A 20,225-nucleotide genomic window follows, 5' to 3' on the forward strand; every position below is an offset into this window, starting at 1 on the left:
CGGACGGCAGGCGTCAGCGGCCTTCCACGTGGCGGACGAGCCATTCGACGGCGCGGCGCGTGTAGTCCAGCTGGTGGGTCAGGTGGCCGACGTACATGAACAGGTGGCTCGCCGTCGGGTACCGGACGAACTCGACCTCGCACCCCTGCCGCCGCAGCGTCGTGTACCACTCCTCGGACTGCCCGACGGGGTTGAGCATGTCGTCCTCGCCGTGCACCAGCAGCGTGGGCGCGGTCACCGATCGCGCGTACGTCAGCGGAGTGCTCGCCGAATACCGCTGCGGCACTTCCTGCGGCGTGCCGCCCATCTGGTCGATCACGAAGCCGGCCGCGGTGGACGAGGTTCCGTAGAGGCTCACCCAGTTCGCGATGCAGCCGGTCGACACCGCCGCCGCGAACCTGGTGGTGCGCGCGGTCAGCCAGTTCGCCATGAACCCACCGTGGCTGACGCCCATCACGGCGAGCCTTCGCGGGTTGGCCAGACCGCGATCGACCAGCTGGTCGATCGCGGCGAGGAAGTCCTCCTCCTCGCTGTGGCCAAGCCGGAGCATCGCACTGCGCATGTACTCCTCGCCGTACCCGTCACTGCCCCGCGGGTTGAGCAGCAGCACGTTCCACCCACGAGCGCACAGCACCTGACGGTAGAGGTAGAACGGCGACAGGTTGGGCCGCCATGCGTTGTCCGGTCCGCCGTGGATGTCGACGAGCAGCGGTGGCGGGCACCCGTGGCTGTTGTTGGCACCGACCATCAGGTAGCCGTGCAGCTCGCCGCCGGGGCCGGTGAACGTGACATCGCGCGCGTGGGAAACGGTGCCGCGCGGCTGTTCGAACCGCGTGAGGCGTTCCATGGTGCCGTTCGCCGGGTCGAACAGCCACAGGTCGCCAGCGCTGTCGCCGTCGCTGATCGACAGGGCGACGGCGGATCCGTCCCGTGTGCAGCTGAGCCCGGTCACGACCGTCGACTCGCCGTCGAGCACCGGTTCCGGCACACCGCCGTCCGGATCCACGGTGTAGGGCAACGTGCGGCCGCGGTCCCGTGCGCAGAACATCAGTCTGCCGTCAGCGAGGAACACCACTGCGCCAGGGCCGTTGCCGGAGGGCACCACGACCCTGCGGTCGAAGCCGGGGAGCAGGTCCAGAGGCTTCCCCGAGCCCGGGAACAGGCGGAAGAGGGTGGCATTGCGGTTGGGGCCTGGCAGGTGCTGTCCCGCGAGGAAGAGACTCGTTCCCGCCTCGTCCCAGGCGGTCCAGGTGACCGTGCCGTTCCAGTCGGTGAGCTGGCGCAGCTCCGCGGACGCGACGTCGAGCTCGAACGCGTTCGTCACGCGGTCGAACTCCCGGCCCGCGTGGAGAGCCGCCGCGAAGGCGATCCGGCTGCCGTCCGGTGACCAGGAGAGAGCCTGCACGTCGGAGGCGATGTCGGTGAGTCTGCGCGTCTCTGCGGTCGCCACCTCGACGATGAACAGGTGTCGCCGCGCCGGCGGAACCAGCCCTGCACCGTCCACTTTGTAGACCATCTCACGCACCACCCTGGGCGCGAGCGCGTCCGGAGCCAGCCCGCCGGGATCTGGTGCCACGAAGGCGATCCGGCCTCCGTCAGGCGACCACGTCAGGTTGCCGACACCGCGGAAACCCTCGAGCAGTGAGCGCGTGCGCCCGTCGATGGGCGACCACAGCCGCAGTGGGGCGGATCCTTTCACGCTGTGGGCGAGCCAGGTCCCGCACGGCGACCACTTCGGTGAGCCACCAGGTCCGTCGCCGACGAGCACGGGTTCTCCGTCGTGTTCGCTGGTTCCCACGACGTGCACCCGTTGCACCCACGCGTCCTTCTCGCGGTCGGCGGTGCGCAGGGTGAACGCGACCGCCGAGCCGTCCGGATGCAGTGCCACGTCACCTGGCAGGACGAACCCGAACGCGTCGGACAGCTCGAACGCTCTCGCCATGTCAAGCCTCCTGTGCGCTCCACAGCCGCCGCACGACCGCGGCGGTGTCCACGAGTCCAGTCGGAACCACCACGTCGTCGGCACCAGGTCCGATGACGTTGAAGAAACCGCTCATGGCGGGGTGGCTGGGGAAGTAGCCGTGGGAAGCGGAGCGCACCCGCTCGGTCGCCCCGCTTCCCGGTGAGTACACGAACTCGCGATGGGCGCCGCACGAGATGGCGAAGTGGCCGGTTCGCGGACTGCCGGTCCACAGCAGGTGTGCGCGTAGGGCGTCCTGGTCCATCGGCTGGATCGTGTCGTCCACCGCACACACCGCACGGACGACCGCGGTCAGCTCCGCGGGGCTCGGTGGTCGTTCGCCGTACAGGTACGCGACGTTGCTGTCGCCCTGGAACACGAACCGGTCCGCCAGACCGAGGTCGGCGAGGACCGCGTTCGGGGCCAGATGCGTTTCGACGTAGTCGATGCCGTGGTCCGAGAAGAACACGTAGTCGGCGTCGGCCCCGATGTGGCCGATGATCTCGCCGATGCAGTTGTCGATCAACGAGTAGGTGTCGAGGATCTGCGTCCGTGCGGCCGCGGATTCGGCGCTACCGGCTCGCACCGCGTGCCAGTGCAGGAACTCCTGGGCGTGGTCGGCCTGGTTGAAGCGGGCGAACAGGACATGAGGCCGGTGCGCGTCCACGGCGTGGAGCACTGTGTCGCGCACCCACTCCGCTCGCGGGGACTCGTGGAAGTCGTGGCCGGTGCTGGCGGGGTAGGAGAGCTCCAGCGAGCTCGGACCGGCGCCCGGCGCCGACGGGAGCGCGATGCCACCTGACTTGATCACCAGCACCGCTGTGCCTACCAGCAGGCGAACCTCGTTCCCCGCCACGTCACCGAGCGAGACGGGCACGGACAGCTCGCCGATCGGCAACGTGACGTCCACCCTGGCTGGTGCGCCACGTCCGACGACAGCCCGCCCCGACGAGCCCGGTCCGATGATCTCGACGTGCGCCTGTTCGCTCGCCGGCCGAGTCACGCGGATGTGGACGTCGTGTCCGAAGTAGGTGAGGACCGCGTGCTCTTCCGCTGCCTCCACCTGGACCTGTCGAGCTGGTGCGTACAGGCAGTAGAGGCTCGGAATCCCGTTGCCGTCGCGGGAGAAGGTCTGCGGGAAGTGCACTGCGGCCTGCCGGGCGTCGCGTTCGGCGAACCAGTCCACGAGGGACGGTGCGGTCATCGATGAGGACTCGTACGGGTGCACGGAGAGGTAGGGGTTGGCCGCGAGCCCGCGGATCACCTCCGCGGACTCCGTGCCGAAGAACCTGTTGCCGATGATGCCGTGCTCGCCCGGATGGACACCGGTGAGGAACGACGCGTGAGCGGGTGCAGTGGACGACGGGAAGACGGAGCGCAGGGGTACCGGACCGGATCGCGGTACCCCTCGAAGGCGCCGCTGGTAGGCGAAGAAGCCGTGCTCGCGAATCGTGGCCGGTACACCGCCGTCCACGCAGAACACCACCAGCGGCCTGCGCTCACCACCCACTGCCGCTCACGGCCTTCCGCAAGCCGGCGTGGGACAGTGCGCCCATGTCGTAGAGCAGTTCGGCGGTCGCCCGTGCGTCGGTGTCGCCGAGTGTCGCGACCGCGCGCGGGTCCGCGTCGCCCACCGCAGCCGCGACCACGTCGAACGTCCGGCTGTCGAGTTCGGTGAGCTGCGAGGTGTGAGGCACGAAGACCAGACCCGAGGCAGCCTCTGGACGGCACCGGACCTCGTCGAACGACAGCTCGCCGAGCACGTCGTGCAGCGGCAGCGCGCGGATCGCGAGCACGCTCAGCCGGTCGCCGAGGTGCCGCACCCGTCGTTCGAGGAGATGACCTTCCTCGATCACCGCCTGCGCGCGCTTTCCGAGCCGTGCCACGAGACTGGCGTCCAGGGTAAGTGCGCGCATCGCGGACACGAGTTCGTCGTCATCTCCGACGAGCAGCCCGCTCTCGCCGTCGGTCACGAACTCGCCGATGCCACCGATGCGTGACGCCACGACGGCGCGTCCGGCGGCCATGGCTTCCTTCAGCACCAACGGTCCTGTCTCGGCAACCGTGCTCGCCAGCACGACGGCGTCGGCGGCGACGATCACGTCGGCGACACCCGCGTCGTCGACGTGGCCGAGCAGACGGACCCGGTCAGCGACCCCGAGCTCGCCCGCGAGGCGGGCGATCGCGTCGGCCTCTTCACCGTCACCCGCCACCACCAGAACCGGGTCCTCCGCATCCGGTCCGAGCGCGGCGAACGCCCTCAGCACGCGGTCGACGCCTTTCTCCCAGGAAAGGCGTGCCAGCACCGCGAACACGAACGCGTCCGGTGCGACACCGAGCCTCTCGCTCGCGGCACCGCGGTCCACCGCGGCGGTTCGTTCGCGCCAGTACTGGCTCACGCCGCTCATCAGCACCTCGGCGCGGGGGTCGGCGGGGAACTGGCGTTCCAGCTGCTCCCGTGACGTGGCGAACACGAGGTCCGCGCGGTCGAGGAGAGCGCGGGCGGGCCCGTCCTGCTCGAGCTCGAACGCCGAGTGACGGAAGACCACCACGGGCGAGGCACTCTCGCCGACGGGCGCCGCGGTGTGGACCACGGCCATGTCGTGCCGGCCGGTCGCGATCAGCACTCCGGCCGGTGCGGACGACAACGCAGTCCGCACCACCTCGGCGGCAGCATCCGGCTGCTGCGCGAACGGCGGCGACTCGAGGCATGGCATCCCGGCGGCGCGGCACCGGGATGCCATGCGGCCACCTGACTCGGCGACCACGACGACCTCGTGCCCGAGCTGCTGGAGCCCAGCCGCGATGTCGAACATGTAGCGGTGCTTCCCGCCCCACGCCTGATCGGAAACCGTGACGACGATCCGCACTACTTCACCTCGTAGCCTTCGAAGATCTGCCTGTCGAGCAGAGAGGTCAACATGATCGGTTCGCTGGTGCCGCGCTCGGCCGCGGCGAAGTCCCAGAAGATCTCGCGCAGCTTGTCGTCGGTGAACTCCTGCTGCTCGCTGACGAGCTGCTGCTGCCCGTCCGCCCAGATCTGGGCGAGCGAGGCCTCTTTGGTGCTGCCCAGCGGATGCGCGCTGTAGAGCCGGCTCATCGTGACGTCGCCGGTCGCGGAGATCGCGACGCTGCTGTCCTTGACCATGTACGGGAACATCACGACGTCCTGGTACCCGGGCATCTCCTCGCCGGGGATCAGGTACGGCGCGTTGAGGTTGAGGTCGAAGTCGCTCGCCGGTACCTCGCGGCGGAACTCGGTGACCTTGCGGTGGACGTCCATCGTCTCGGCTTCGGTGAGCAGCAGGCGGTTCCGGCCACCGCGTCCGTGAGCGCGGACGAGGATGAGGTCCTGCCGGCGGAACCCGTTCCGCCTCAGGTGGTGCGCGAGCTCGAAGACGTTGTGCTGGTTGGTCTTCATGACCGTCGTGAGCACCTTGAAGCTCCGCACGCGCTCTCGCAGGTACGCGGAGTTCTCCATCACCTGGTCGAACATGTCGAGCAGGCGCACGGCCTCGAAGGTCTCGCGGGTGCCGTCAACGCTCACCCTGATCGAGTCGATGCCGCTGTCGATGATCCGGTCCATCTGCTCACGGGTCACGTTCGCCGCGTTGGTGATCAGCGTGACCTTCGCGTACTCGAGTTTCGGCACCACGTCCAGCAGTCGCCAGAAACCCTTGCGGATGGTGGGTTCGCCGCCGGTCAGCGTGATCTCGAACGTGCCCATCCGGTCGAGCTCGAGCAGCACCTGCTGCAGCTGCTCGATGTTCAGCATCTTGCGCCGGATGTGCGCGGGGATCTCCCCGGTGTTGGTACGGCAGTGAATGCACCGCAAGTCGCATGCGTACGTCACGTCGACACTGGCACGCACGGGTGCGCTGTAACCGGACATCAGTGCGGATCTCCCACCAGTTCAGGGGCGCGCACACCAGTGCGCACCTGCTTCACCCACCAGTCGTAGGTCCGTGCGACGCCCTCACGCAGGCCCACGGCCGGACCGAGGTCGCCGAGATGGCGGGTGGCCACTGCCGTGTCGGCGAGGAACTCGGGGATCTCGTGCGGGCGTCCTTGCAGCCACTCCACTTCGACACCGGGCTTCAGCCCGCGGACGAGCTCGACCAGTTCCAGCACGGACGCCGACTCGCCGGAGCCGATGTTCACGACAGGAAGCTCCGTGGTGTCGAGCAACGCCACCAGCTTCGAGACGACGTCGGTGACGTAGGAGAAGTCCCTGCGCTGAGTGCCCGACCCCTCGATCACCAGCCGGTCGGCGTCCGCTGCGGCCAGGCACAGCGCCGGTACGACGGCGTCCGGTCGCTCACCCGGCCCGTACACGTTGAAGAAGCGCGCGATCGTGACATCGGATCCGCCGGACCTCACCTGGTGGTGGGCATGCGCCAGCATCTCCAGCGCGACCTTGGTGCGCGCGTAGGGCGAACGCGGTGCGAGTGGGGCGGTCTCCGCTGTGGGCAGCGCGGGGGCGATCCCGTAGACCTCACAGCTGCTGGCCATCACCACGCGCGGCATGTTCACCTGTGCGCACAGCCGGAGCAGGTGGCCCGCAGCGTCGACGTTCTCCAGGTACTCGAGCGGCTGGTGGTGCGACTCCGCAACGTTCTTGCGCGACGCGAGGTGGTATACCGCGAAGATCCCGTCGAGGTCGTCGAGGTCCATGTCGAGGACCGACTTGCACCGCAGCTCTCCTACGTGTCGCTGCAGAGGCGTCGTGCGGAGGTCGTCGACGACGACTATGTCGAAGCCGAGTCGCTCGAGCTCGCGGCACAGCCAGACGCCGATGAACCCCGCGCCTCCCGTGACGAGGATCCGTCGTCCGTCATGATGCGCGGGCGGTGGTTCGGTCGTACCGCAGCCAGTCACTCATCCCCCCGGAATCGAGCCGCCCACAGCGGACAGAGCAGGTCCGCCGCACGTCCCCAGAGAAGGGGTGCGGTCGCCGCCGAACCTACTGATCACCGAATGACGCGGTCGCGTCACGAAAACGCGGGACAGCTCGATCAGGTCGTCACGGCTTTGGGGGACATGCGGTAGAACGCCGTCTCGCACGAAAATTGCCTGCAGTCCACGTCGCGCCCGCCGATGGGCGTGTTGAGATGTGTGCGCGGTTTCAGTTGCACACATCCAGCCGACGTCTTCGTCACACTGTCGCGCTCCGTGACCGTCCTTGACCACAGCGCAGACGGCTTGCTAGAACTGCTGTCTGTTGTGGACAAGCGCATTGGGAGGCTGTCTCGAGGAGCAAGTGAACGCGCACGTCGTGGTTGTCCTGGGGGGCACGTTGGCGTTTTGACTCCTTGAGTCTGCGTTATCCATGATTGTCCGGAATCCACTGGATTCTCCGGTCGAAAATCGGCATGCCCGCCGCAGCATCTCCCGCGCTCTCACTGCGTGCGAATTTCCTTGCGACTTCCTCGAACCCGACTGCGCTTGAAACCGGTAGCACGAGGTCTGGGGGGACGTCACAAATGATCAAGGTTCACGTCGTGGAAAGCTCACCCGTATATCTGGCGGGTCTGTCCACTGTGCTCACCGAGAACGGTCTGAACGTCATCGGCACCGCTCTCGACTGGGACGGAGGCGTGCCGTGGCGCGCTGACCTGCTCCTCGTCGATCCGCAGGCGCTGAGCCGGGCCAGCCTGTCCGAGGTGGTCTCGAGCACCGCCGGGATCGCGCCTGTGCTCTTGCTCTCCCAGGACATCGACGACGAGCTGGCCGCGGCCTACCTGAACGCCGGGGTGCGCGGCGCCGTCGATCGCAGGGCCAGCACAGAGAACATCGTTGACGCGGCGAGGACGGTCGCCAACGGCGGGCAGTACTGGCAGGAACGGCAGAAGCGGCAGGACGTCGCAGCCGGTCCGCAGGACGACAGCCTCTCGCCGCGGGAACGGCAGGTGCTGCGGCAGATCGCGCGGGGTCTCACGCACAGCCAGATCGCGACCAGGCTGGGCATCAGCAGGCACACGGTGGACACCTACGTGAAGCGGATCCGGTCCAAGCTCGACCTCGGCAACAAGGCGGAGCTCACCCGCGCCGCGGTGCTGAGCGATCACCTGGAACGCGTTTCCGGCTGACCTCGGCCGCCTCACCGCCCGCGTGGCGGCGGTGAGGCGGCCGAGGTCAGTCCGCCAGCAACGTCGCGATCTCGTCGCAGACCGCGGTGATCTCCGCCGGCTCCCGGTACCTCCTGCTCACCTGTGCCTCGGCCACGGCCCGTGCCTGGGCCCAGCGGCGCACGCGCTGCGAATCGACGCCGGCCGCGTCGGCGAAGACCTCGACACGCCGCAGCAGCGCCCGCCGGAGGTCCGGCTCGGCGACGGCATCCGCCCAGCGGGCGCGCAGCAACGTCAGCACGTCGTAGGACAGGTCGCCTGCCCACCCCTTGGGGTCGATGGTGAGCCACGGCGAGCGGTCACCTCGCAGGATGTTGCCGAAGTGCAGGTCGCCGTGCACCAGGGTGCGCGGCTGGTCACGGCCGAGCTCACGTGCCGTGGCGAGCGCGGCGTCCAGGACGCGGTGCGGATGCGGGTGCCCGAGCAGCTCGGACTCCGCCTCCAGGTTCTCCTCCCAGTGCGCCGTCACCTCGGCCAGCGCGGGGACGCTCGGCGGCGCGGGCACGGCCAGCTGACGGGCGAGCTCACCGGCCACCGCGACACCGCGGATGACGTCGTCCACCGAACCGAGCGACTCCGGTGCCAACCGCTCGAGCAGCATCGCGAACCGCTCGTCGTCGCGTTCGAGCAGCCTCACCGCGCCTCGCCCAGCCCACGCTGCCAACGCGAAGGGTTCCGCGACGTTGCCGGGGTGGGGCCAGGAGACCTTGATCACCGCGTCGGAGCCGTCGGCCCGCCGCACCGGCACGATGACGGCCACGAAACCGTGCGTTGCGGGTCCTGTCACGTGACACGACCACCGGTCGAGCAGCTCGCCGACGACGACGGGCAGCGACTCGATCCACCGGAGACCCGGTTCGCCCTCTCGGTGCGCCGTGGCTTGCACGAACTTGGCCGGAACCTCGATCACCGCGTTCCCCTGTTGTCAGCAGTCAGTTCATCCGTGGAACACGAGCACGCGGTCCGGGACGAGCTTCAGCACCAGGCGCACGTCGTCCTCGCCGTCCCACGGGTACGGCCGCTTGCCCCGCTGGCGCTCGTGCAGTTCGTCTATCAGCTCTCGTCCGCCGTCGAGGACGATATCAACGACCCCGCGCACCTCGACGTAGTGGTCGCCACTGCCAGGTGGGGTGATGAGCACGGTGGCCCGCGGGTCGCGCAGGAGGTTGCGGTGCTTCCGGCGCCCGGCGACGGTCGCCATCATGATCGTGTTGTTCTCCTGCTTGGCCCAGAGCACGGACAGCTGAGGCCGACCGTCGGGTTCGAGCGTCGCGAGGGTCACGCACGCGTTGGCGTCCAGCCACTCCGAAACCTCGGGCGGCAGCACGGCCGGCGGGTGGGACAACGGGGGCGTCCACGTGGACTGACGTGCCAACTCGTCCTCCCGGGATCGGTTGACCACAGTCTGCCGCGACGTCCGGACACCACCATGTCCCCCAAAGTGGCGACTGTCCGCGAGGCCCGCCGTTGACCAGGTTGACCCAAGGAGTCCGCGCGCTGGGACACGAACCCGCGGCCGCGCCGGCTCCGCGCTGTTCCACAAGGGACAGTCCACCGCGAACGTGCTGCCGGGAGGAACGACTTGGCGCTCTCAGGAAAGGAAGTGCGATGAGCGTCCGGGTCTCCGGCCTGACGAGGTCGTACCGCAATGGCAAGGGTTGGCGGCCGAAGGGTGCCGAGGTCGTCGCGCTGGACCAGCTCTCCCTTGCGGTCGAGCAGGGTGAGGTGCACGGCCTGCTGGGACCGAACGGCGCGGGCAAGACCACTCTGTGCAAGATCCTCTCGACGATCCTGCTGCCGACCGCGGGCACCGCGGAGGTGCTCGGCCACGACGTGGTCGCGGAGGCGCCGCGGGTGCGCGAGCTCATCGGGATCGTGTTCGGCGGTGAACGGGGCCTGTACTGGAAGCTGACCGCCCGCCAGAACCTGCGTTACTGGGCGGCGATGTACAAGCTGCCCGATCAGCTGGCGCAGCGTCGCTGCGACGAGCTCCTGGACCGGCTCGGGCTGGCCGACAGGGCCGACGACCTCGTCGAGACGTACTCGCGCGGCATGAAGCAGCGGGTACACCTGGCGCGTGGCCTGATCGGAGACCCCCGGCTGGTCCTCTTCGACGAGCCCACCACTGGCATGGATCCCGTTTCGGCGCACGACTTCCGCGATCTGATCGCGGAGCTGCGGGCGGAAGGGCGCACGATCCTCATCACGACGCACGACATGGCCGAGGCCGAGGCGGTGTGCGACCGCGTGACGCTGGTCGACAAGGGCAAGGTCGTCGCGACGGAGACGCCACGCGGCCTGGCGAAGATGTCGGCGCTGCACCGGTGGGTGGAAGCCGACGACACCGATCTCGATCTGGGTGGTCTGCCCGGTGTCGTCGACGTCGTGCAGCGCGACGGTCTGCTGCGTGTCAAGACCGACGGCGACGACTCTGCTCGCTCGGTGGTGGACTTCCTGCTGAGCAACGGGATCCGGTCGGTCAGGGTGGTGCAGCCGACGCTCGAGGACGTCTACCTGGACGTGATCGGCTCGCGCGGGATGGGGGTGTAGCCGATGCGCGGGTTCCTGACGGGCGTGCGGATGCAGCTGTGGCTGGTCCGCAGGCAGCCCGACAGCCTCATGACCCTGTGCACGATCCCGTTCACCACGGTGATGCTGCTGTCCATCGTCATCCACGCCGCCCGCCCCGACCTCGCCGCCGCGGCCATGATCGCGCCGGCTCTCATCGGGTTGTGGACCTTCTCGATGAGCCTCGCGAGCGATGTCATCAGCGGCGAGCGGTGGATCGGCTCCCTGGAGCTCGGCATGTCGGCGCCGCGAGAACTGCATCCGGTGTTCCTCGGCCGCATCGCCGCGGTCATGGCGCTCGGCGTGATCCCGCTGGGGGAGACGTGGTTGCTGGGGTGGCTGTTCTTCGACGTCGCTCCCTCGGTGCATCATCCCTGGTTGTTCGCTCTCACCATGGTGGCTTCGCTGTTCGCGATGGCGGGCACCAGCCTGCTGATCGCCGCGGCGTTGCTGCTGAGCCGCAACGGTGACGTCTTCCAGAACTTCCTGAGCTTCCCGATCTACCTCCTGTCCGGCGTGATGGTGCCCGTCTCCTACCTGCCGGGCTTCGTGGAACCGTTGTCGCGTCTGGTCTTCCTGTCGTGGTCCGCCGATCTGATGAGGGACTCGATGAAGGACGCGCCGGTGAGCGGCGAAGCCTTGCGGTTGCTGGCGATCGCCGTGCTCGGCGCGCTGGCCCTGGTCGCGGGGCGCGCACTCCTCGCTGCCACGCTGCGGCGGGCGCGCGAGATCGGGACGGTCACCTATGCATGACCAGTTGCGGGTTCTGCGGCACTCCACGCTCGCGTCGTGGAAGATCTTCACCGCGTTCTACACCTGGAAGACGTGGACGTTCACCTGGGTCTCGAGGCTGCTGATCCAGGTGTGCTTCTACGCCGTGATCGGCAGGCTGCTGGGCTCTCAGGAACAGGTCGACTACCTCCTGATCGGCAACGCGGTCTCGATCCTGGCCATGGACGCGATGGCGATCATCCTGATGGCCACCGGCGAGCGGCAGTCGGGAACGCTGCCGCTGATGGTCGCTGCACCGGCGACGCATCTGACCGTCTACTTGGGACGCGGTGTCGTCTACCTGGGTTCCGGGGTCGCCGCGTCCACGGTGGCGTTCCTCCTGCTGCCCCCGATCTTCGGCGTGTGGCTGCCCTGGCCGAACGTCCTGGCCGTCCCGTTGATGCTCGTGGTGGTCGGCATCGGGTGCTACTGCTACGGCGCGTGCATCGCCTCGGTGGTGCTGGGCTTCCCGTCCGCGCGCTTCCTGGCGTTGAACGTCAGCTACCTGACCCTGGCGACCTTCTGCGGGGTCAACGTGTCCACGGCATTCTGGCCGCCCTGGTTGCAGGGGCTGATCGACCTGCTTCCGATGTCGCATGGCCTGAGGGCCATCCGTTCCTACGTGCGGGACGGCGCCTCGGGCTTCGTCGTGAGCCAGCTCGCGCTGGAACTGGTCGTGGCCGCCGGGTGGTGTGCGCTCGCCGCGATCGGGTTCCAGCTGATGGTCACCCGCGGTCGCCGCGACGGAACGATCGAGTACGCGAGCTGACGGTCGTCTTGGAACTCTTGGGGGATGCGTGCACATCGACGGCTGGAAGACCTTGGCTTCGCACGACGGTGGCGACATCGTCCTGGCGGTCGACTTCACGCTCGGACGGCCCGACGCGTCCTTCGCCGATCTCGCCCGTGAGTTCGAGGTGGACGCGGCCGTGCTCGAGACCGAGGTGGTCGGCCCCGGGCGGTCGGGAAAGTTGTCGGTCGATCCTGAACGGTATCTCTCGACTTGGCTGGACGGGGTGGCGGCGCGTGCCGGCTCTGTTGTCGGAGTGATGGGTTACTGCGCTGGCGCATCATTCGCCGTGGCTCTTGTCGACCGGCTGGCTGAGAGATTTTCACTGGAACCGAAATTGATTCTTCTGAACCCTCTCGTGGTGAGTCCGGAAATCATTCGCGGGGAGTTCGTGGACGCTGTCCGCGCGCTGGACGAAGGACTGACGGAACTCGAGGTCGAAGGCGAGCTCCGATGGCTGGACGCATTGTTCCCGGATGGTGAGGTGCAACTTGTCGCGCTGGGGGAGGCGCTGCTGGCTCGATACCGTTCCTGTCTCGACGTCGTGGTCGAGCGGCTGGAGCTGGAGGACGACGTGGTCGACGAGCTCTCGTCGCGCTTCGCCTCGTACCTGGACTACCTGATGGCGGCGAGCGGTGTGCCGCTGGTGGGGCGAGGCTCCCGGCCCGTGGTCGTGTACGACACCGCGTACGAGGTGGCGCCCGAGTTCGCGCGGAGATGCGTCCGCATCGATGTCGGCGGTGGTCATCTGCTCGGCGCCGCCGGTGTGGCAGACGTCTGTTCGGCCTTGTTTAGGCAGCTCAGGCGCCCTGTTGTGCTGTCGGGTCGCTGACCGTGAGTCCTGAGCCCGTGGTTGCCGCGGGCTCAGGAGGCTCATGCTCAGCGGCGCTTGCCGAGCCATTCGGGTGCCCCCGCCGTCACGACGGCCAGCTCTCGTGGACGCAGGTTCTCCATGATGTCCATCAGCTCGATCGACTTGCCGAGGCGCGACCGGATGCGGGAGCGGATCCGGACGGCCGTCAGCGAGGTGGCACCGAGGTCAGCGAGGCTGCTGTCGTGATCGACGTCGTCCCTCTTCAGGAGTTCCCGAAATATTTCGACAATGATCTCCGTAGTTTCCGTGAGATCCGCCTTCGGTGGCACATTCTGAGTCTGCCCTGCCATTAGATCGCCCCCAGGGTGCGCGGTTTCGGGATAGCTCTCACGGTACTGCACGGCTAGCGCCGTCTCAAGCTGAGAAGTGTTGTACGTCCTTCCTTGTGTGGTGTCGCCGTGCTACGGTGCGGGAGAGATTCGGCACGGGTTTCTTGCCTGGGCGTCATGGGCGCCGGAATTTCTGGGGGATTTGGTGGGGGCATTCTCGCGTGCGGTTCGACCGTGCGTCGAAATCGCGACGCCGGTGGCGGTGACCGCCGATGAGCGCTGAGCTGACCGAGCGGTACCTGGCGGATCGCGCTGCCTCCGGGCCGTTGTCCTCGAGGGTGGCGAACACCCTCGGGGTGCTCGTGCGCGACGCGCGCTACCTGCCTCGTCCCGTCTTCCTCGACACCGACCGGGTTCGAACCCTGGAGGCGGACCTGGTCGCCCTGCTGACCCTGCTGAGGTCTCTACCGGAACGCGTCGCAGGTGGCGACCTCAGGCAGTTCGCCCGGCTCGTCGGGCTCGACGAGGTTCAGACCGAGGTCGCGCTGCGGGCGAGCCGAGGCCTGCCTGCGCGGTTCGCCCGACCCGACATGTTCCTCACAGAGGACGGTTTCCGGGTGATCGAGGTCAACATGACCAGCTCCGTCGGCCTGTTCGAGAGCGGCGAGATCGGCGCCGTCATGCTGGAGGACCCGGTGGTCGGGCGGTTCGCGCACGACCACGGTCTCGTCCTCGAGGACCCGCTCGACCACTACACCGACATGCTGCTGGCCCACCTGCGCGAGCGCGACGCCCTCGAGACGAAGGTCGTCGCCGTGTGCGGCATGAGCCTGTCCGAGGCGGACCGCGTGGTCGCCGAGTTCTACTGCGTGCTGCTCGCCGACCGCGGTTTCGACGCTTTCGTCTGCGATGCCGCCGATCTGTCCTATTGCGACGGGCAGCTCCGGTACGGCACCAAGGTGGTCGACGTCGTGTGGAGATTCGTCAACATCGAGGAGGTCGGCGAAGCCGGCAACCTGGCTGCGCTCGAACCGCTGCTCCGCGCGCACGACGACGGCGCGGTCGCGATGTTCACCCCGTTCGACGGCGACATCTACGGCAGCAAGGGGGCGCTCGCGCTGGTGAGTTCACTCGCCGACCGGGCGGAACTGACGGAGGACGAGACCGCGCTCGTCGCGCGGCTGGTGCCGTGGACCAGGATGCTGCGGTCCCGGCCGGAGGAGGGCCTGGATCTCGCGGCCGTGCTGGGCCATGCCGAACGCCATCAGGCCGATCTCGTGGTGAAACCCGCGTGCAGGCACGGCGGGCAGGGCGTCGTCATCGGTTCCACCGTCTCGCCGGCCGACTGGCGGCAGGCCCTGGACGCGGCGGTGGCGAGCGGAGAGGCGCATGTGCTGCAGCAGCGGGTGCGGCCTGCTCTCGAGGCCGGACCGGACGGGGGACTGACCGTGCTGTGGTCACCGTTCGTGCTGGACGACAAGCTCGCGGGTTTCGCCGTGCGGGGACTGGTCGGTGCGGCCGAGGGCATGGTCAGCATGCCCTCCGGCGCCAGGGTCGGCTGCTGTCTGCACGGACCCCTGGACCCCGGTGGGTCGCGATGAACCAGCTGACCGAGGACTACCTGGTGTTCCAGGCGAACGGCGGACCGCAGCGCGCGGAAGCCTCGTGGCGAGCCACGCAGCGCCTGCGTGCGCTCTTCGGTGTCGAACACCTCGCCCGGCCCGTGTACTTGGACCGGCACCAGGTCGAGGAACTGGACCGCGACCTGCCCGCGTTGTACCGCCTGCTCGACGAGCTTCCCGACCGGTTGTGCGGTGGGGACCTCGCGTCGTTCGCCCGGTTGTGCGGCGCTACCCCCGCGCAGGTCGACGCGGTGCTCGCCACCGCGCATCCGACCGGGTGGCCGGTCGGGCGCGCCGACCTGTTGCACACGGGCGACGGGTTCGTCGCGATCGAGATGAACATGGCCGCGGTGGGTGGTGTCGACACGGGTGAGCTGTGCCAGGCCATGACAGCCATCCCCGACGTCGGGGAGTTCGTCGCCGCTCGCGATCTGACCTTCACCGACCCCGGCTCGGCATTCCGCGAGGTGTTGAGGGCCGAGCTCGATCGCATCGGCCTGGGCGCGGACGCGAGGATCGCGGTCGTGTGCGCTCCAGGGGAATCGCCCCGCACACGTGGTGTGTTCGAGCTTTTGGCGCTGCTGCTGGAGGAGGACGGCTACCACGCGGTCGCCGGTGGCCTCGACGAGCTGTCTTACCCAGGTGGAGAGGTCCACGTGGCCGGCGTGCGGGTGGATGTCGTGCTGCGGTTCTTCCTGCTCGACCTCGTCGGCGGTGAGGCCGGGGACCGCTTCGTCACGCCACTCCTCGACGCGTGCCGACACGACCAGGTCGTGCTGCTCGCGCCTTTCTCCGCCGACCTGGCCGGAGGCAAGCGCGCTTTTGCACTGCCCTGGCACCGGGAGCACGCCGGCGACTTCACCTCTGCGGAGCGCGAGCTGGTCGCGCGGTTCACGCCCTGGTCGCACGTGCTCACCGAGCAGATCTCCACTGTGGACGGACAGCTGGTCGACGCGCTGGAGCACTGCGCGGCCGAACGGCCCAGGCTCGTGCTCAAGGGCGGGATGTCCCAGTCCGGGCAGGATGTCGTGATGGGCCGCGACCTGACCGACGGGCAGTGGCGAGCCGCTGTCCTGGACGGTCTTCGCCGGCAGTCGGTCGTGCAGCGGCTCGTGGAGGCGCCCGCCGAGCCCTTCGTCGAGGGCTGGCCGCCCGTCGCCGCCGAACGCACGGTCAACTGGGGCGTCTACGTCATCGGTGAGCGCTACGCCGGCGTCATGGCCCGCGGGGCACTCTCCGGCCGGTCCGGCATCGTGAGCTACGACAGCGGTGCGCTGCTCGGATGCTCGTTCGAGGAGCGCAGAACCGCGACCGGGGCGGTGTCATGACCGCGGTGTTCGTCCTCAAAGTCTTCGTGCTGCTGGCATTCGTCGGTTACCTCGGGTACGCGGCCGTATGCGCGCGACCGAGGTTCCTGTCGTGGCCCATGTTCACGATGATCACGTTTTCGCGTTTCCAGCTTTCCGACGGCGACGACGGCGGACCGATCGACCACTGGCGGCACCTCGTTACGTTCGACTCCTACCACGACATCGGCACTGTGGACGAGTTCCTCGGCTATCTGAGGGGCGTCCACGGGATCTATGCGGAAGGTGTCGTGACCTATGTGGACACCGACGGCGTGCACCGGCTGGAGGTGAGCGATGGAGAGCTGGATCTCTGACTACCTGGCCAACGGGTTGAGCGGCGCTGTCCCGTCGATGGCCGTGTCCGCGTTCCGCGTGGTGCTCGCCGTCGCCGTGCTGGCGAAGTTCACCGCTGACCATCGCAACGGCGCGTGGACTTTCCTGCGGGCGGACGGATTTGTGGGCTATCGGCACCGGCGCGCACATCCCAGGGTGACGCCGTCCGTTGGCCTGTACCGCGTGCTCTACGTCGGGAAGTTCGTCGCGGCGGGCTGCCTGCTGCTCGGTGTGGTGCCGCAGATCGCCGCGGCGGCGGTCACCCTGTGGTTGTTCTTCGAGCTGACGTTCGACGAGGAGAACCACACCTCGCTGCTGGCGATCTGTGCGCTGCTCCTCTCCCTCAGCCCCGGTGCCGCCGACTGCCTCACCTGGCGGACGGTGCTGAACGGTGCGCGCGAAGGCTTCGCGGTCGCCGTCGAGGCGGAGCGGGCGTCGGTGACGGATCCGTTCGTCCAACTGCTGATCGTGATCCTGGTGACGCAGATGTACCTGGCGACCGCACTGAGGAAGATCCGCTCGGCGGACTTCCGCAGCGGCAGGCTGCTTCACCGGGTGGCGGAGCACCTCACCCTGGTCTCGGACGAGCTGCCCCAGCGGCAGAGCTGGTTCCCCCGCTGGTTCGTCCGCGGTTTCGCGCTCGGCGACCACGACCGGTTGAGCGCGCGTTGGAGACCTGCCGCGCTCGCCACGATCTCCCTGGAGGTCCTCGTTCCTGCCGGGCTCTACTTCCCTGCCACCTGGCCGTTCGCGGCGGCGATGGGCGTGGCGATGCACGTGGGCTTCGGCTTCCTGCTGCCGGCCCGCCTCACGTCGTTCGGGCTCGCCTCGGTCGGCACTTACCTGGTGTTCGCGTCACCACTGACGGCTCCGTGAATTCTCTTGTACACAAGGCAGAAGGTTTCAGACGATGACGACTGAAGTGCTCGTCGAGCAGGAAGGCGTGAACGACGACGCCGTGCAGGTGGTGAGCTGGCTGGCCGCCGACGGCGCCGAGGTCACCGCCGGTACACCCCTGGTCGAGGTGGAGACCTCGAAGGTCGCCGTCGAGGTTCCGAGTCCCGGCGACGGGTACCTGGTGCGCGTCGCCGCGGCGGGACAGGTCGTCGCGGTCGGCGGAGTGCTGGCGCGGATCTGCTCCTCCGCAGCCGAGGCGGACTCGTTGCGCGGCAGTGAGAAGGCCGTCGGCGCCGAGGACACCTCGACCGACCGCTTCTCCAGATCTGCGCTGGCGTTCGTGCGCGAGCACGGGATCGACCTGTTGGCCTTCGACGGGTTCGACCTCGTGACGCTGGACGACGCGGAGCGAGTGCACCGGTCCGCCTCGGCACACGCCGGGCGCACCGATGGGATCGTGCCGCTCAGCCGGGCCAAGACGGTGGAGGTCGAGCGGTTGCTGGCGGCCAACGTTCTCAACGCGGCGTTGTCGGTCCAGTTCGACGGAACCGCGCTGCGCGCCTCCTGCGCGGACGCGGATCTTCCGTCGTTGCGGCAACTGGCTCTGTTCGTGCGCGCGGTGGCGGTCGCACTGTGCGACTTCCCCGACCTCAACGCCTTCTACGACAACGGGATCCGCCACTACGACTCGATCAACGTCGGCGTCGCGATCGATCTCGGTGACGGGCTTCAGGTGGGCGTCGTGCACGGCGCGGACCAGGCGGACGGCGACGACGTCGAAGCGCGGGTCGCGGATCTGATGGCCCGTTACGTCGACGCGGACCTCGAACTGTCCGACGTCACCGGCGCGACCGTCACGGTGAGCGACCTCTCGATGGACGGCGTGCTGTCGTTCCAGCCGCTGTTGAACCACCGGCAGGCGCTCGCGATCGGGGTGGGTGGCGACCCGTCGCTGCCCGGTGAGCCGTTCACCATCACGGCGACGTTCGACCACCGCGTGACGAGTGGCCGCGAAGTCAGCCAGTTCCTGGGCGCGTGCAGGCGGGAGTTGGGGGTCAGCGGTGCTTGACGCGACAGGTGCGGCCTCCGTGCAGGACGTGACCGAGAAGGAACGGTCGCTGTGGTTGCTGCAGCAGTTGGTGCCCGTGAGCGGGGTGAGCAACATCCCGGTCGGCGTGCGCGTGGAAGGACACGTGAGGTGGTGGCCGATGCAGCAGGCGATGAACCTCGTTGTCGCGCGGCACCGGGCGTTGCGGACGGTCTACCGCACGGACGGCGACGTGCCGCGCCGGTACTTGTCCGATGTGGACGTCGAGATCGAGACGGTTGCCGTTCCCGCCAACGGGCTCGACGATGCCCTCGCCGAGTTCGCGGCGCGTCCCTTCGCGCTCGACGGTTCCCCGCTCGTCCGGGCGGGACTCTTCCCCTCCGCGGAAGGTGACGTCTTCTGCGCGGTCGCACACCACCTCGTCTTCGACGCGGGCTCGTCCCGAGTGCTGATCAACGACCTGCTCACTGCGTACGCGCACTTCTCGAACGACGTCCCGCTCCCGCCCGGTTGGAGCGACGAGGTGCCCGGTCCCGGTGAGCTCGCCCCCACCGCCGAGGCCAGGTCGTTCTGGTCGGAACTGCTGGACGGCGCACGTCCCGCGGGCATGAAGCTTCACATCGGACGACCGGAGCCGGCGAGCCCGACGCTGGACGGCGATGTGCTGCAGCTGGACCTCCCGGACACCACGGTGTCGGCGATCCGCTCACTCAGCAAGCGGGCGAAGACGACCGAGAACGCCGTGTACCTCGCAGCCTTCTACCTGTTGCTGCTCCGCAACGGCGCGGCGGACGACCTGGTGGTCGGTGTGCCCATCGACGTGCACGGCGTCCGCCGAGCCGCGTCGATCGGCAACCACGCCAACACCTTCGCGCTGCGGCAGAGGGTGAACCGCGAGTGGAGCTTCGCGGAGCTCGCCCGCCGAACCCGCGACCTGCTCGTGGAGGTGATGAGGAACGGCGCGATGCCCGCGGACGACTTCCTCGAGCACCTGAGGGGTGATCCCGCCGAGTGGCGCACGACGCCGTTCCGGCACATGTTCAACTACCTGCCCGCCGCCACGCCAGAGGACGCGAGCCTCGACGAGAGGCCGGTGCGCACGTTCCGCCTGCACAACGGGGCCAGCCGGTTCGACTTCGAGTTCCTCGTCATGCCGGGGACGAACGGGGCCAGCCTCCGCATCACCTTCAGCCGGGAGGTGCACGACCGCGCCGACCTGGAAAAGCTGGCCGCGGAGTACGGCGCGCTGCTGGTGGCCGCGGCCGACGGCCCGGACCGACGCCTGGACGACGTGCTGCCGTTGCCGGACAGGGCTCCAGCCCCCGCGGAAGTGACGGCCCCGCCGACCGAGGTCTCCCCTCAGGAGGGCGAGATGGACGAGTTGCTGCTGTCCCAGCTGGTTGCGCTGTGGGAGCGTCTGCTCAAGCGATCGGATCTCACCCCCGACTCCCACTTCTTCACCGAAGGCGGCCGGTCGCTGCTCGCGGCGCGACTGATCAACGAAGCGGGTCGCATCGCCGGCGTGAAGGTGAAGCTGAGCCGTTTGTTCGCCGCGCCCACGCCTCGCGGGCTGGCCTCGCACATCATCGCCGCCCGCGCCAAGGCGACCGGGTAGT

The 20,225-nt window shown here is 68.6% G+C and carries 19 protein-coding genes; 11 read left to right on the forward strand and 8 right to left on the reverse strand.

The window, feature by feature from the left end:
- Positions 1-13 precede the first annotated feature (13 nt).
- The 5 genes from DFR72_RS30740 to DFR72_RS30760 are packed head-to-tail and all read right to left on the reverse strand — an operon-like array spanning position 14 to position 6,838.
- Positions 14-1,942 carry a S9 family peptidase gene (locus DFR72_RS30740; protein WP_090069530.1) on the reverse strand — a complete coding sequence of 643 codons (1,929 nt, stop codon included), beginning with the start codon at positions 1,940-1,942 and terminating at the stop codon, positions 14-16.
- A 1-nt stretch (position 1,943) separates the two neighbouring features.
- On the reverse strand, positions 1,944-3,470 hold the full coding sequence (locus DFR72_RS30745; protein WP_090069531.1) for an alkaline phosphatase family protein: 1,527 nt from the start codon (positions 3,468-3,470) through the stop codon (positions 1,944-1,946).
- Positions 3,460-4,830 carry a glycosyltransferase family 4 protein gene (locus DFR72_RS30750; protein ID WP_090069533.1) on the reverse strand — a complete coding sequence of 457 codons (1,371 nt, stop codon included), beginning with the start codon at positions 4,828-4,830 and terminating at the stop codon, positions 3,460-3,462. Before DFR72_RS30750 ends, DFR72_RS30745 begins: the two co-directional genes overlap by 11 nt.
- Positions 4,830-5,852 carry a radical SAM protein gene (locus DFR72_RS30755; RefSeq protein WP_090069535.1) on the reverse strand — a complete coding sequence of 341 codons (1,023 nt, stop codon included), beginning with the start codon at positions 5,850-5,852 and terminating at the stop codon, positions 4,830-4,832. Before DFR72_RS30755 ends, DFR72_RS30750 begins: the two co-directional genes overlap by 1 nt.
- On the reverse strand, positions 5,852-6,838 hold the full coding sequence (locus DFR72_RS30760; RefSeq protein WP_090069536.1) for an NAD-dependent epimerase/dehydratase family protein: 987 nt from the start codon (positions 6,836-6,838) through the stop codon (positions 5,852-5,854). Before DFR72_RS30760 ends, DFR72_RS30755 begins: the two co-directional genes overlap by 1 nt.
- Before the next feature lie 605 nt (positions 6,839-7,443).
- Between DFR72_RS30760 and DFR72_RS30765 the strand changes: the two genes are divergently transcribed.
- Positions 7,444-8,049 (forward strand): response regulator transcription factor, encoded by a 606-nt coding sequence (locus DFR72_RS30765; RefSeq protein ID WP_114773811.1) that lies wholly within the window; start codon positions 7,444-7,446, stop codon positions 8,047-8,049.
- 46 nt (positions 8,050-8,095) lie between these two features.
- On the opposite strand, the gene DFR72_RS30770 is transcribed toward DFR72_RS30765, so the two are convergent.
- Both DFR72_RS30770 and DFR72_RS30775 read right to left on the reverse strand, forming a co-directional pair.
- The gene (locus DFR72_RS30770; protein WP_090069539.1) at positions 8,096-8,998 is read right to left on the reverse strand and encodes an aminoglycoside phosphotransferase family protein; all 903 of its coding nucleotides are present in this window, start codon (positions 8,996-8,998) and stop codon (positions 8,096-8,098) included.
- 27 nt (positions 8,999-9,025) lie between these two features.
- Positions 9,026-9,463 (reverse strand): TIGR03618 family F420-dependent PPOX class oxidoreductase, encoded by a 438-nt coding sequence (locus DFR72_RS30775; RefSeq protein ID WP_170176471.1) that lies wholly within the window; start codon positions 9,461-9,463, stop codon positions 9,026-9,028.
- A 233-nt stretch (positions 9,464-9,696) separates the two neighbouring features.
- On the opposite strand from DFR72_RS30775, the gene DFR72_RS30780 reads away from it, so the two are divergent.
- The 4 genes from DFR72_RS30780 to DFR72_RS30795 are packed head-to-tail and all read left to right on the forward strand — an operon-like array spanning position 9,697 to position 13,049.
- The gene (locus DFR72_RS30780) at positions 9,697-10,638 is read left to right on the forward strand and encodes an ABC transporter ATP-binding protein (RefSeq protein WP_090069542.1); all 942 of its coding nucleotides are present in this window, start codon (positions 9,697-9,699) and stop codon (positions 10,636-10,638) included.
- 3 nt (positions 10,639-10,641) lie between these two features.
- On the forward strand, positions 10,642-11,409 hold the full coding sequence (locus tag DFR72_RS30785; protein ID WP_090069543.1) for an ABC transporter permease: 768 nt from the start codon (positions 10,642-10,644) through the stop codon (positions 11,407-11,409).
- On the forward strand, positions 11,402-12,196 hold the full coding sequence (locus DFR72_RS30790) for an ABC transporter permease (RefSeq protein ID WP_090069545.1): 795 nt from the start codon (positions 11,402-11,404) through the stop codon (positions 12,194-12,196). Before DFR72_RS30785 ends, DFR72_RS30790 begins: the two co-directional genes overlap by 8 nt.
- A 28-nt stretch (positions 12,197-12,224) precedes the next feature.
- Positions 12,225-13,049, forward strand: coding sequence for a hypothetical protein (locus DFR72_RS30795; protein ID WP_090069547.1), 825 nt, complete (start codon positions 12,225-12,227; stop codon positions 13,047-13,049).
- A gap of 47 nt (positions 13,050-13,096) precedes the next feature.
- Here DFR72_RS30795 and DFR72_RS30800 read toward each other — a convergent pair whose 3' ends face one another.
- The gene (locus DFR72_RS30800) at positions 13,097-13,360 is read right to left on the reverse strand and encodes an acyl carrier protein (protein ID WP_170176472.1); all 264 of its coding nucleotides are present in this window, start codon (positions 13,358-13,360) and stop codon (positions 13,097-13,099) included.
- Between the two features lie 272 nt (positions 13,361-13,632).
- Here DFR72_RS30800 and DFR72_RS30805 point away from each other — a divergent pair, with 272 nt between their 5' ends.
- The 6 genes from DFR72_RS30805 to DFR72_RS30830 are packed head-to-tail and all read left to right on the forward strand — an operon-like array spanning position 13,633 to position 20,224.
- Entirely contained in the window at positions 13,633-14,961 is a 1,329-nt protein-coding gene (locus DFR72_RS30805) for a hypothetical protein (protein ID WP_090069551.1), read from the forward strand.
- Entirely contained in the window at positions 14,958-16,310 is a 1,353-nt protein-coding gene (locus DFR72_RS30810) for a hypothetical protein (RefSeq protein ID WP_090069553.1), read from the forward strand. The genes DFR72_RS30805 and DFR72_RS30810 overlap by 4 nt, the downstream gene beginning before the upstream one ends.
- Positions 16,265-16,645, forward strand: coding sequence for a hypothetical protein (locus DFR72_RS30815; RefSeq protein ID WP_211335590.1), 381 nt, complete (start codon positions 16,265-16,267; stop codon positions 16,643-16,645). The genes DFR72_RS30810 and DFR72_RS30815 overlap by 46 nt, the downstream gene beginning before the upstream one ends.
- A complete protein-coding gene (locus tag DFR72_RS30820) occupies positions 16,626-17,540 on the forward strand; it encodes a hypothetical protein (RefSeq protein WP_090069556.1) in 915 nt (304 codons plus the stop codon). The genes DFR72_RS30815 and DFR72_RS30820 overlap by 20 nt, the downstream gene beginning before the upstream one ends.
- 34 nt (positions 17,541-17,574) lie before the next feature.
- Complete coding sequence (locus DFR72_RS30825) at positions 17,575-18,630, forward strand: 2-oxo acid dehydrogenase subunit E2 (RefSeq protein WP_090069558.1); 1,056 nt, start codon at positions 17,575-17,577, stop codon at positions 18,628-18,630.
- Entirely contained in the window at positions 18,623-20,224 is a 1,602-nt protein-coding gene (locus tag DFR72_RS30830; RefSeq protein WP_177224615.1) for a condensation domain-containing protein, read from the forward strand. The genes DFR72_RS30825 and DFR72_RS30830 overlap by 8 nt, the downstream gene beginning before the upstream one ends.
- The last annotated feature ends 1 nt before the right edge of the window (position 20,225 follow it).

This window comes from Lentzea flaviverrucosa, from assembly GCF_003350445.1.
Lineage (GTDB): Bacteria > Actinomycetota > Actinomycetes > Mycobacteriales > Pseudonocardiaceae > Lentzea > Lentzea californiensis.

Coding starts and splice junctions, on each gene's coding strand:
- DFR72_RS30740 (WP_090069530.1), bottom strand. CDS start 1,942: ATGGCGAGAGCGTTCGAGCTGTCCGACGCGTTCGGGTTCGTCCTGCCA.
- DFR72_RS30755 (WP_090069535.1), bottom strand. CDS start 5,852: ATGTCCGGTTACAGCGCACCCGTGCGTGCCAGTGTCGACGTGACGTAC.
- DFR72_RS30765 (WP_114773811.1), top strand. CDS start 7,444: ATGATCAAGGTTCACGTCGTGGAAAGCTCACCCGTATATCTGGCGGGT.
- DFR72_RS30780 (WP_090069542.1), top strand. CDS start 9,697: ATGAGCGTCCGGGTCTCCGGCCTGACGAGGTCGTACCGCAATGGCAAG.
- DFR72_RS30785 (WP_090069543.1), top strand. CDS start 10,642: ATGCGCGGGTTCCTGACGGGCGTGCGGATGCAGCTGTGGCTGGTCCGC.
- DFR72_RS30790 (WP_090069545.1), top strand. CDS start 11,402: ATGCATGACCAGTTGCGGGTTCTGCGGCACTCCACGCTCGCGTCGTGG.
- DFR72_RS30805 (WP_090069551.1), top strand. CDS start 13,633: ATGAGCGCTGAGCTGACCGAGCGGTACCTGGCGGATCGCGCTGCCTCC.
- DFR72_RS30810 (WP_090069553.1), top strand. CDS start 14,958: ATGAACCAGCTGACCGAGGACTACCTGGTGTTCCAGGCGAACGGCGGA.
- DFR72_RS30815 (WP_211335590.1), top strand. CDS start 16,265: ATGCTCGTTCGAGGAGCGCAGAACCGCGACCGGGGCGGTGTCATGACC.
- DFR72_RS30820 (WP_090069556.1), top strand. CDS start 16,626: ATGGAGAGCTGGATCTCTGACTACCTGGCCAACGGGTTGAGCGGCGCT.
- DFR72_RS30825 (WP_090069558.1), top strand. CDS start 17,575: ATGACGACTGAAGTGCTCGTCGAGCAGGAAGGCGTGAACGACGACGCC.